Here is a 13,439-nt window from a genome sequence, read left to right on the forward strand (position 1 = left end):
CGTGAAAAAGGAGAGAAGCAGCTTATGCTCGATGAAAAAAAATCAAACGAGAACGCCGAAGGACAAAAGGCGTTCTCCGCCCCGTCCATTTCTCTCCCGAAGGGCGGCGGAGCGATCCGGGGCATCGGCGAGAAGTTTTCCGCCAACCCGGTTACCGGTACCGGATCCATGACCGTGCCTCTTGCCTTCAGTCCAGGGCGTTCCGGATTCGGGCCGCAATTGTCTCTCTCCTATGATTCCGGTAACGGAAACGGCCCTTTCGGCTTCGGATGGAGTCTGTCCATCCCGACTATTTCGCGCAAAACGGACAAAGGGCTGCCCCAATACCGCGATGTTGACGAGTCTGACGTATATCTCTTGTCCGGCGGGGAAGATCTGGTTCCCGTTCTCGATGGGAACGGAGAACGCTGGGAGGATCCGGATACGGTACCTGATGTTACGATACATCGTTACCGCCCCCGGATCGAGGGATTGTTCGCGCGCATCGAACGTTGGACCAACCGTCATTCCGGAGAAATCTATTGGCGTTCCATTTCGCGGGACAATATTACCTCTATATATGGAAAAACGGAAGAAAGCCGGATTTTTGATGCCGGCGATCGCAATCGCGTTTTTACATGGTTGATAAGCGAAAGCTACGACGATAAAGGCAACGCCATTGTATACGAGTACGTAAAGGAAGACGATGCCAATATCGATTTGAATCGTGTCCATGAGCGCAATCGGGTGCGTACGTCCGGTCGTTATTTGAAGCGCATCAAGTATGGCAACCGAATCTCGCGCCTGCTCCAATCGGATTTGACAAATGCGGAGTGGATGTTCGAAGCGGTATTTGACTATGACGAGGGACACTGCTTGGCGTTCGACCCGGAACCCGCCATGAACAAGAACGAGAAGAACAGGTATATTCGTGCCACTATATCAAGGGAGACGACGAGGAGCACTTGGGCTGAGCGTCCGGATCCTTACTCCTCCTATCGGCCCGGGTTTGAGGTCCGCTATTATCGCCGGTGCCGCCGTTTGCTGATGTTTCACCGTTTTGCCGAACTGGGAAACGATCCTTCCCTGGTTCGTTCGACCGAGTTTGAGTATCGGGACTTTGATTACTCGCAGCAATATCCGCCCGAACAGGAGCTTGCTTACCATGGCAGCACCCGTTATGCCTCGTTCCTCTGTTCGGTTACTCAGGCGGGTTACGTGCGCGACGATTCCATTCCTATGCTGCAGCGCAATCAGGCCAAATATTTGGCCTATGTTCAAAAAACGCTTCCTCCGTTGGAGTTCGAGTACAGCAAGGCAATCATCCAAGAAGACATTCGGGAGCTTGCTGCAGATAGTCTGGATAACCTCCCGGTTGGATTGGACGAATCGCATTATCAGTGGGTGGACTTGGACGGAGAAGGTCTATCCGGCATACTGTCGGAACAGGCCGGCGCTTGGCACTATAAACCGAACTTGGGCGAAGGACGGTTCGGTCCGCTTCAGCTAGTAGCGGCCGTACCCTCGACTGCCAATTTGTCCGGGGGAAACCAGCAACTTTTGGATCTTTCCGGAGACGGTAGGATAGACATCGTGGATTTCAGCGGACCGGCACCGGGTTTTTTCGAACGTACGGAAGACGGGAATTGGGAAGCGTTCAGATCGTTCGAACAGCTGCCGAATACGCAATGGAACGATCCAAACATGCGGTTTGTAGATTTAAACGGCGACGGACACGCGGATCTTATCGTCACCGAGCATGAAGTTTTCACTTGGTACCCGTCCTTGGGGGAAAAAGGCTTCGGTTCTGCCAGGCAAGTCCGCCAACCGAAAGAGGAAGAGAAAGGTCCCCAACTGGTACTGGCGGACGGCACGCAGTCCATCTATCTCGCCGACATGTGCGGCGACGGACTATCCGATCTTGTGCGCATCCGTAATGGCGAGATCTGTTATTGGCCGAACATGGGGTATGGGCATTTCGGAGCGAAAGTGACGATGGACAATGCGCCTTGGTTCGATCATGCCGATCAATTCAACCAGCAGCACATTCGCTTGGCCGATATCGACGGATCCGGCGTTACCGACATTATTTATTTGGGGCGGGAATTCGTTCAGCTGTATTTTAACCAGAGCGGAAACGGATGGAGCGGGATGCGGCGAATGGGCGGCTTTCCCCTTGCGGGCAATCTCTCTTCGGTGATGACGGTCGATTTATTCGGCAACGGCACTTCTTGCTTGGTCTGGTCATCACCATTGCCTAGTCATTCGGGCCGGCAAATTCGATTCATCGATATGATGAGCGGGCAGAAGCCGCATCTCATGATTCGTTCGGCCAACAATCTCGGAGCTGAAACCCGGGTTTATTACGCGTCCTCTTCAAAATATTATTTAGCTGACCGATTGGCGGGAAAACCGTGGATTACGAAAATGGCATTCCCGGTTCATGTCGTAGATAGAGTGGAAACTTACGATTATATTAGCCGCAACCGCTTTGTTGCCAGCTACGTATATCACCACGGTTATTTCGACGGGGATGAACGGGAGTTTCGCGGTTTCGGCATGGTGGAGCAGTTGGATACGGAAGAAGTCGGCGCATTAAGCGAAGGCGCGCAGTTCCCGGCAGGAATGAATTTCGAACAATCTTCATGCGTTCCTCCCGTCTGCACCCGCACATGGTACCATACGGGCGTTTATTTGAACCGCGATCGGATTTCCGATTTGTTCGCCAGGGAATATTACCGTGAACCCGCGCTGAAAGATAAGAACGATCAAGCCAAACAATTGTTGCTCGACGATACCGTTCTTGACCCGAAATGGACGGCGGAGGAAGAACGCGAAGCTTGCCGGGCCCTGAAAGGCTCGATGCTCCGTCAGGAAGTTTATGCCTTGGACAGAACGGATAAAGCCGAACATCCTTATACGGTATCCGAACAAAACTTTACCGTCGAACGTTTGCAAGAAAAGGCCGGTAATCGTCATGCCGTTTTTTTTACGCATCCAAGAGAGTCGATCGTCTACCATTACGAGCGGAATTCCGAGGATCCTCGCGTTGCGCATACCGTGACTTTGGAGGCGGACAAGTATGGGAACGTAATGAAAACCGCCGCTATCGGATATGTCAGGCGCAATACCGATGCCGATCTCGAGCAGCGCGACCAGGGTAAGCAGAGCGAAATCGTTGTCACTTATTCGGAAAATGTATTTACGAATGCCATACAGTCTGCCGACGACTATCGCGCACCGCTGCCATGCGAATCCCGTACTTATGCGATAACCGGACTTGCATTGCCGAAAGAAAAAAGCCGATTCACATTCAAGGAGTTGCAGGATGCCGGAGATGACGTGACTTCGATCGGCTATGAGATAAGTCCGACGGCGGGCATCGTGCAGAAAAGGTTGATCGAGCATACACGTACGCTATACCGCCATGATGAATTGACCGCTCCTCTTCCGCTGAAGCAACTGATGCCGCTGGCGCTTCCTTTTGAAAGTTACAAACTCGCTTTTACGCCGGGAATGATTACAGACACATATGGCGGTCGGGTCGACGGCAACATGCTCGAGAGCGAGGGACGTTACGTTCATAGCGAAGGCGACGCCAAATGGTGGATACCATCCGGGCGGGTGTTCTACTCATCGAGCAAAACGGATTCCCCGTTTCAGGAGCTCGTTCATGCAAAGGCGCATTTTTTTCTCGCGCACCGATATCGCGATCCGTTTCATACGGAAGCGGTCAGCACGGAGACGTTGGTCAAATACGATTGGTATGATTTATTCGTGCTGGAAACTTGCGATGCCCTCGGCAATCGCACAACCGCCGGCGAACGCGACATCGATCCTTCCCGACCGCTCGTCATCAATGGCATAGACTATCGCGTGCTCCAGCCGGCGCTTGTTATGGATCCGAACCGTAACCGGATTTCCGTTGCTTTCGATGCCCTGGGCATGGTTGCCGGGACTGCCGTAATGGGCAAGCCTGAGACGGATGGCAATCCGCGGCAAGGCGATTTGTTGGGAAGCGATTTTGCCGCGAATCTGACGGATGCGGTAATTTCCGACTGTCTGCAAAAACCTCTTTCCGCTTCGCCCGGCATTTTGGGTCGAGCTACCACGCGCTTGGTTTACGATGTATTCGCTTATCATCGTACGAAAGAACTGGAAAATCCGCAGCCCGTCGTCGTTTGCGCGTTGGCCCGGGTGACTCACGACGCGGATTTGAATGAGGATGAGTCGACGGAAATTCAGATCTGCTTCTCTTATTCCGATGGATTCGGACGCGAGATTCAGAAGAAAGTCCGGGCGGAAAAGGGGCCGGTTCCGAAGCGAAACCCGGCAACCGGTCGCATTATTATCATTGATGGTTATCCGGAGATGACGCCGGATGATGTCACCCCCCGCTGGGTCGGAAGCGGCTGGACGATATTCAACAACAAAGGCAAGCCTGTTAGGCAATATGAACCGTTCTTCTCGGACACGCATTCCTACGAGTTTGATGTCCAGATCGGAGTCAGTCCCGTTCTTTTTTACGACCCGGTCGGACGCGTAGTCGCTACCTTGCATCCAAATCATACGTGGGAAAAGGTCGTATTCGATCCATGGCGGCAGAAAACTTGGGATGTGAATGATACCGTATTAATATCCGATCCGAAAGACGATCCGGATGCAGGCGATTTTTTCCGGAGGCTGCCTGACGCGGATTATTTGCCCACCTGGCATGCCCGTCGCAGAGGAGGCGCTCTCGGTCCAGAGGAACAAATTGCATCAGAGAAAGCGGCGATTCATGCCGATACGCCGACAACAGCGTATTTTGACTCATTAGGACGCGCCTTTCTTACCGTTGACCATAACAAATTCAAAGGCAGCGATGATCTCTCGCAGACAGAGGAGATCTACAGAACCCGCATCATTTTCGATATTGAAGGCAATCAGCTTGAAGTTATGGACGCCCAGGACCGGATCGTCATGCGTTATCGTTATGACATGCTGGGCAACCGAGTTCACCAAGCCGGCATGGAGGCGGGCGAGCGCTGGGCACTGAACAATGTCGCAGGCAAACCGCTCCGTTCCTGGAATAGCCGGGACTGTGCGTTCCAAACTCGCTACGATGCGCTGCAACGTCCGATTGAATCAAATCTGATCGAAGGCACAGGACCCGTAACCTTGATTGGACGCACTGTATACGGTGAGTCAGAAACAAGTCCTGTAACCTTCAACTTGCGGGGGAAAGCGGTTCGTTCCTACGATCAGGCCGGCGTAATGACGAACGATGCATATGACTTCAAAGGGAACTTGCTGAGCAGCAATCGCCAGCTTGCCCGGGTGTATACGTCTACGCTTGATTGGTCGGGCGCAGTGCCGATGGAAACGCAAATCTTTACTAGCCGCACTCGCTTCGACGCGCTCAACCGCCCGATGGAACAAACTTCTCCAGATTCAAGCACGTTCCGTCTCGACTACAACGAAGCGGGTCTATTAAATGCCGTAGATGCGAACCTGCGCGGCGTAAAGAACGATGAGGACGGCTTGCCGGTGTGGACGCCGTTTGTAACCAATATCGACTACGATGCCAAGGGACAACGCATGCGGATCGATTATGGCAACTACGTAAGCACGCAGTACAAATACGATAAGTCGACATTCCGATTGATTCAAATGCTCACAAAGCGAAAAACCGCCGATTTTCCAGATGATTGCCCGGAGGTTTCGCACCCCGGCTGGCCGGGATGCGCGGTACAGAACCTGCATTATACGTACGACCCGACGGGAAATATCACCCATATTCGCGATGACGCCCAGCAGACCGTCTATTTTCGCAACCGCCGCGTCGAACCGAGCAGCTCCTACACTTACGATGCCGTCTATCGTCTCATAGAAGCGCAAGGACGCGAGCATCTGGGGCAAAATGCCGGCGTTCCTAACGCGCCGACGGCGCCGGACGCGTTCGGCGACTTTCATTCCCGCCTCTCCCACCCCGGAGACGGTAGTGCGATGGGAACGTATGTTGAAGGTTATTTTTATGATTGGGTAGGAAACATCATGAAAATTCAGCATCGCGGCAGTAATCCCGCGAATCCCGGATGGACGCGGACCTATGCTTACGAAGAAATAAGCCAAATCGATGGCGGCAATATCGCGAATAACCGGTTGAGTAGCACAACGAGCGGTACAGTCACTCAAACCTATCGTTATGATGGTTCTGCGGGTATGCACGGCAATATAACATCGATGCCGCACCTTCCCTTCATGAAGTGGGACTTCCGCGACCAGCTTCAGGCAACCGCGAAGCAAGCTGTCGGAGAAGGCATGACGCCCGAGACGACTTGGTACGTCTACGATGCGAACGGCCAACGCATTCGTAAAGTAACCGAGGGGCAAGCGTTAACCGGCGATACGCCGACACGGATGAAGGAACGGATCTACCTGGGCGGGTTCGAAATCTACCGTGAATACGGCGGCGATGGCATTACGATCGCGTTGGAACGCGAGACGCTGCACATCATGGACGACAAACGGCGAATCGCGCTTGCAGAGACACGGACAAAAGGAATGGATGGTTCCCTCGAGCAGTTGCTGCGCTACCAATTTGGCAATCACCTTGGGTCAGCAAGCCTGGAATTGGATCATCAGGCAAATGTTATTTCGTACGAGGAGTATTACCCATACGGCAGTACGTCCTATCAGGCGGTACGCAGCCAAACCGAGACGTCCAAGCGCTATCGGTACTCAGGGAAAGAGCGGGACGAGGAAAACGGCCTGTACTATTATGGCGCCCGTTATTATTCGCCATGGATTTGCAGGTGGATAAGCTGTGATCCCATTTTTTTATCCAATCAATCTGCGTTGTATTCTTTTGTGTCAGGCAATCCAATTTCTCATTATGATGTTGAAGGAAAATATGACCCAGCCGCCGTAGGTAAAAGCCTGGAGGCAAAACTTAATCAACTTGAAAATGCTCTGCTTGTAGAGGACAAGAATATCGGGACTTCATTGCTTAATACAGCTACCGCGACAACAGCAACCGTAGCAAAAGGTTTCTTAAGTATCCTGCAGGTAGGGACTGGCGCTGCCCAAGGCGTAGAAGATATTAAGCGCGGGTTTAGTGACAAGGGCGATGCTTGGGATGTTGCGATTGGGGCATCACGTATATTAAGTGACGCAGGTGAAGTTGCATCAGCTTCATTAGGAGCTGCAGGCAACGCTTCGAAAGTTGCTCGTACCGGACAAGTCGCTTTACTTAAGCATGAGATAAAAATAGTACAGTTGCAACGACAAGGAGCAACAGGCCAACGCGCAGTAGTACTTTCTGAGAAACTTGGAGAACTTAACGCGAAGCGGGAGTTCGTTGCAGCAGGTTACCAAAGTGCTGGAAGCCTCAAACGAGTACCGGCAAATGGAGGGAAAGTAAATCAAGGCGTGGACCAAGGCTACAGAAACATGAAGCCTTTCCGAGGAGAGGAAGTCGTAGTGGAGGCAAAAGGCATTTTAAGTACACCATCCGCTAGAAATCAAGCAGGAGTACTAAAGGAAGATATACGAGGACTAATTGAAGGCGCGGATGATTGGAATATTGATCGGCTTACAGCTGCAGCCAATTCCGGAAACAGCAATGCACAAAAAATGCTTAGAAATCTTGATGGTGCCGCACCTCAAAGTTACTTATCAGTGACAAATGCAAGAACCGGTCAGACTACTGTTTCCAGCCTTCAAGGGGCAGCAGGACGGCCTGTTGCCACACCACTTACCAATCTTGACAACGTCTCGCCTGTACCGGAAATGGTTGGGACAGCATTCATCAATAACTTAATAGTTAACAGAACAAAAGAAAAGGGAGAGCCTTAAATTTCGAGTTGCGCTGAGTTTCTGATTATAACAAAATCGGCAATATTATCGGCGAAGAGGAAGCAGAAAATTATCAAAATAAAGTTTTGGAGGTTTCACATATCGAACGAATGTTCTATGAAATTTCTGAGTTGGATAAAAGCGAACATAAACAAGAGAAGCAAAATACGCTAGATCAATCGGCAGGACATTTTCGAGGAATAGCGGCCCATCTTCGCGTATCAGCCTAATGAAAGGAAAGCAGTAAGAAAAAGTCCGTCATTTTCCTAATTTAGGAAGGTGACGGACTTTCCATTTTATCCCCGATACTCGATCGTCCGAATCGTGCCAATCTATTGATATTCCTCCAAAATATTTAGGAAATCTTCATTCACTCTATTATACAAGCCTCCGTCTACGCTCGCATACAATTTATAGAGCGTAGATATAAGGCTGGTGCGGACATTGGAGCGAATTTCGGCGGTATTGGCGTTACGCAACTTGAAAATCGAGATCGCCGCGACGGTGCTAGGAGGCCTTGGGTCGGGGATGATCCTGCCTTTCTTGGCCATCATGGCGCTTAAGTACGGGGGTAATGCCTGGGATACGGCAACCATCGCGGCGGCTCCCGCGGCGGCAAATTTGCTGGCCTTGCTCTGGGGCAGACTGACTCAGAAGGCCGACCGGGTCAAGCTGCTGTTTATTTTTCACGGTTCGGCGCGCCTCTTCATCCTGGTCATGGCGTTCACGACGGAATCGTCCGTCCTCGTGCTGTCGACGGTGATGTTCTTCGTGCTGCTCAGCGTGGCCATGCCGTCTTACGTCGGATTGATGAACACGATTTACCCGGATGACAAAAGGGCGAGCTACATGGCCTACGTTCGAATAGCCGGCGGAATCGCCGTCATTGTCGGAACCTATGCGGGAGGCAGCTGGCTTGAGGACCGGTTCCGCCTGGCGATTCTTATCGCTTTCGGATTGGGCGTTGCCGGCATGGCCGTATTCAGCCGCATTCGCGAACCACTTGCCGCAGCCGAGTCGAGAGCGGCCGATTCGGGCTTAAGGGATTCCTTCACCGCGCTCAAGCTGGACAGGGCGTTCCAGCTGCTGCTGCTCGGCGTGTTCGTGTACGAGTTTTTTCAGCTGCTTCCTTCCTCGTTATATCCGATCTATCAACTGGAAAAGCTAGGGCTTTCGTTCGAACAAATCGGGATATTAAGCATCGTCATGACTTCCGCCGCCTTGCTGTTCAATCCGATATGGGGAGCCGTCATCGACCGCCATTCGGCGATGCCGGTTATGCTCGTGTCCGCGGTACTCGGAGTCGTCTACCCGCTCGTCTATTGGCTCGATCCGAAACCACTCGCGATCATATGCGGCTCCTTCGCGGCCGGCGCGGCGGGGGCGGGGATGACGGCAGAGCCTTTACGCCCCGCAGCCAAGTTACTTCATAACATTAACAAACCTGTTCAGGTAAATTATTGATTCTGTGCAAGTTGCCTGATAGATTGCGCTCTAAGAGGTCAATTCATCCAAAATCAACCAACTTTTCTCAGACCTCTTTTAATTAAATGCCATTAAATGCTTCTTCACATCAATAATCATCTCTAAATGACCCAAATTTTACTTAAAAACCATATTTTTTCATATTGAGTTCATTCAATGCGAAATATACCGATGTTTGTGTTGATATTTTTGGTAGATTTGTTTTGTAATAGTGCATTGGGCAGATTTGTAGATTTCGGTAATATGGTAGATTTAAGGTAAAAAATGATGGGGTGGAGATTGATGAGACGACGGTTTATGTTTTTAGTTTGTACCTTTCTGTTGCTGACGCTGCTTGTACCCTTTCAGGCAACTGCCGCGGACTCCGGTTCCACGGTGGTAGCAGAGAGTCCGATGGTTGCAGGAGGATCGGGTCATACTCTCGATCTCAAACAGGACGGAACAGTCTGGGCGTGGGGAAACAATGAATATGGCCAACTGGGCTATGGAACTGCGACTGACCGTTATACTCCGGTTCAAGTGCGGGGGCTCGATTCGGTTGTCGCCATCTCTGCGGGTATTGAGCATAGTTTGGCACTCAAAAGCGACGGAACCGTCTGGGCGTGGGGAGGGAATTGGAATGGTCAACTGGGCGATTCAAGCGTGGCCTATCGTTATATTCCCACTCAGGTAACCAATCTAAGCTCTGTGGTCGCCATTGCTTCAGGCACTTATTATAATTTGACAATAAAAAGCGATGGAACGGTATGGGCGTGGGGAGCGAATTATCTCGGTCAACTGGGCGATGGAAGCACGACAAACCGTTATACTCCTGTTCAAGTACAGGGTCTTGGTTCGGTGATCGATGTTGCTGCGGGTGATGTCCATAGTTTGGCAATAAAGAGCGACGGAACCGTCTGGGCGTGGGGAAGTAATGAAGAAGGCCAACTGGGCGATGGAAGCACGACAGACCGTTATACTCCTGTTCAAGAAGTACAGGGTCTCAGTTCGGTGATCGACGTTGCTGCGGGCTCTTCTTATAGCTTGGCACTCAAAAGCGATGGAGCCGTCTGGGCGTGGGGAAGGAATGGTTCTGGTCAACTGGGCGATGGAAGCACGACAGATCGTTATACTCCCGTTCAAGTGCAGGATCTCGGTTCGGTGGCAGCCATAGCAGCGGGTGGGGGCGGGGTGCATGCTTTGGCGCTCAAAAGCGATGGAACCGTCTGGGCGTGGGGACATAATCATTCTGGCCAACTCGCGATGGAACTACGACCAACAGTTCTTCCCCCGTTCAAGTAACCAATCTCGATTCGGTATCCGCCATCGCGGCGAATGCTTCGCATAGTTTGGCGTTGAAAAGCGACGGAACCGTCTGGGCGTGGGGGGATAATCGATCTGGCCAACTCGGCGATGGAAGCACGACAGACCGTTATACTCCAGTGCAAGTTTCCAGTCCTGAAGCGCCAGAGTGGCCTGAGGGCGATGTGCTGACGGTTACCGATCTGACCTATAACAGCGTACAGCTGAATTGGCAGTCGGCAACGGATGAAACGGGTGTAGACAAGTACTTGGTATACCAAGAAAACACGGTGCTGGCTACCCTGAACGGGGACGTGAACAGTTATGAAGTGAAGGGGCTCTCTCCAAAGTCGAACTATCTCTTTTCACTGCTCGCTGTCGATGCCGATGGCAACCTAAGTGCGAAGAAAGAATTGATGGTCACTACTGCTGCATATTATCCAGTACCAAAAGAGGAAACGCTGCTTTACCGATTTAACGGAACCATTCTCGACTTTGACGAAAGCCGTATTTTGTGGAAACAAACCGGCGATAAGGTGCTCTGGCTGTACAATCGAACGGATGGAAGCCAAGTAAAGGTTCACGATGCCACCGGGTCCGATTATACCATCGGTTGGCCGAAAGGAAAGGAGACGTACGTTGATCCTGACGCATTGCTAGCGGTACCGGCAAAGTTATCCGCTGAAGGCGTTGTTTATACCTTATTTTCGTCAAACGGAGGTCCCGAGCCGTACTATTGGAAGGACGGTGCGGTTCGACAGGTTGGGGGAAGGCGGCCTGACTATGTGAACGAAGTAAAAGGGAATTTTGCGGTATTGATGGACAGCGTTGTGAATGTAAAGACGGGAAAGTCCCATAGATTGCCTAATGCTTATTCTCTTAATAGTAACGAAATCGATCTGTCGGCTGACGGTACGGTCGTTTATGAGTATCTTAACGGCATCGCCCGCCATCCCCCCGACGGTACGATGACGACGTATTTGCCGCCTTCACCCGACTACCCAAATAAATACAAAGGGCCATTGACGGACGGAAAAAACATACTCTACAACGCACTCATGGAGTATGACGGAAGATATTTCAAGTGGTCGCTCCGCGTTCGCAGCGCCGATGGCCAGATTACCACGATAGCCTTGAACCCATTTCAAGGAGCAGCAGATTATTTTGACGACCCAAGAAAGTCGTACCAGATCAACAACGGATGGATTGCCTATAAGGAGTATAACAAGGAAACAGAGCGTTGGATCTTGTATGTCCGGTCACCGGAAGGTGTGACAAAACAAGTTTATGCAGCTCCTCATCTGACGTCATGGACAAACGTGCCTCTCTCCATCAAACAGTTGGCACCGGACGGCACGGTGGTGTACACGTTTAAAGACACAACTTACCTTTATTCCGCCCAAGAGAGCAAACTCTTGTATTCCTTCAGCGGTCCGGGAGAGTTGCACTACCGGGAGCATGTCATAAGCGGTCCTGGAGGTGAACAATCCCGGTATGGCGTATGGTACCGGATTGACGACGGTTCATTGTATCAGATTCATCCGAACCAACTCCAGCTTTCCGATTCCAAAGCTTATCAAGCCGGCGGGTCCAATTATGAGTTTTCGTTATATTACGGGTACATTTCGTTCTCAGGACAAGAGTTGAGTGGATCTTGGAGCCCCCCGGAAGGTTTCCATGGAGTCGTTAAGATCTCCATGGGTTCCCCGGAAGGGGAAAATTATGACCTTAGTCTGGAGACCGTGGGCGAGGGCAACCGATTGCCGGAAGATACGACGTTACTCACAGGTGGTACCGAGTACAGTGCTACCGAGGTGCCCAGTGGTTACAAAGCGGAGTGGAGAGTTAAGGGACATACGGGCAATGATTTTAGTCCGGATAAGAAAGTTTTCGTCTATGTGAGCATCAAATACGACAATCACTGAAGATATTGCTATGTATTCGGAAACTTAATGATCGGCTGCGGGATCGCTCCGCGGCCTTCTTTGCACCCGCGATTTGGTGATAAGGCCGGACGCAGATCCTCGGGCCTCCAGAAGTTTTCCTTCATGAGGTCCCTCCCCCTCTTCGAACAGCCGAAAACCGTTCGGCAGCCTACTGAACGATCGGGCAGATAACGCTATGACGAATGTGGATTGTCTGATTACCCACGACTCATGTCCTCCCGAAAATTGTTGTTAAAAGAACATAAACCTCTTTCCGCCAACTACTTCAGGAACACAAAAGACGGCAGAACCTTTACGCCCCGCCGCCAAATTACTTCATAACATCAACAAACCTGTTCAGGTAAATTATTGATTCTGTGCAAGTTGCCTGATGGATTGCGCTCTAAGAGGTCAATTCATCCAAAATCAACCAAATTCCTCAAACCTCTTTTAATTAAATGCATGCTTCTTCACATCAATAATCATCTCTAAATGACCGATTTTTTACTTAAAAACCATATTTTTTAATATTGAGTTCATTCAATGCGAAATATACCGATGGTTGTGTTGATATTTTTGGTAGATTTGTTTTGTAATAGTGCAATGAGCACGTTCGTAGATTTTGGTAATATGGTAGATTTAAGGTAAAAAATAATGGAGTGAAGATGGATGAGACGATGGTTTATGCTTTTAGTTTGTGGATTTTTGCTGCTGACGCTGCTACTGTCCTTCCAGGCAGCCGCCGCTGAGGCCGGTTCCGCGGTGGTAGCAGAGAGTACTTCTTCAGTAATTCCGGTAGATAACGTGGAAGGAACGATTTTGGATTTCGACGATACCCGAATCCTTTACAAGGGAACTGATAACAAGGTTCGGATCAAGAATCGCACGGACGTGACGGAAACCGTCATTTATGATGATCCCAATGGTAAT

General features: G+C 50.8%; 5 protein-coding genes. All 5 read left to right on the top strand.

Annotated elements, in window-relative coordinates:
- Window positions 1-24 precede the first annotated feature (24 nt).
- Entirely contained in the window at window positions 25-7,818 is a 7,794-nt protein-coding gene (locus tag AC0YNZ_RS25915) for a SpvB/TcaC N-terminal domain-containing protein (RefSeq protein WP_475829351.1), read from the top strand.
- A gap of 444 nt (window positions 7,819-8,262) precedes the next feature.
- Window positions 8,263-9,282: an MFS transporter gene (locus AC0YNZ_RS25920; protein ID WP_475829352.1), complete on the top strand. Its 1,020-nt coding sequence runs from the start codon at window positions 8,263-8,265 to the stop codon at window positions 9,280-9,282.
- 303 nt (window positions 9,283-9,585) lie between these two features.
- Window positions 9,586-10,584, top strand: coding sequence for an RCC1 domain-containing protein (locus tag AC0YNZ_RS25925; RefSeq protein WP_475829353.1), 999 nt, complete (start codon window positions 9,586-9,588; stop codon window positions 10,582-10,584).
- A gap of 47 nt (window positions 10,585-10,631) precedes the next feature.
- The gene (locus AC0YNZ_RS25930) at window positions 10,632-12,509 is read left to right on the top strand and encodes a fibronectin type III domain-containing protein (protein WP_475829354.1); all 1,878 of its coding nucleotides are present in this window, start codon (window positions 10,632-10,634) and stop codon (window positions 12,507-12,509) included.
- 669 nt (window positions 12,510-13,178) lie between these two features.
- Window positions 13,179-13,439, top strand: a 261-nt coding sequence (locus AC0YNZ_RS25935; protein WP_475829355.1) for a hypothetical protein, incomplete at its 3' end; no start/stop codon positions are given.

This window comes from Paenibacillus sp. J2L1-98 (assembly GCF_056269405.1).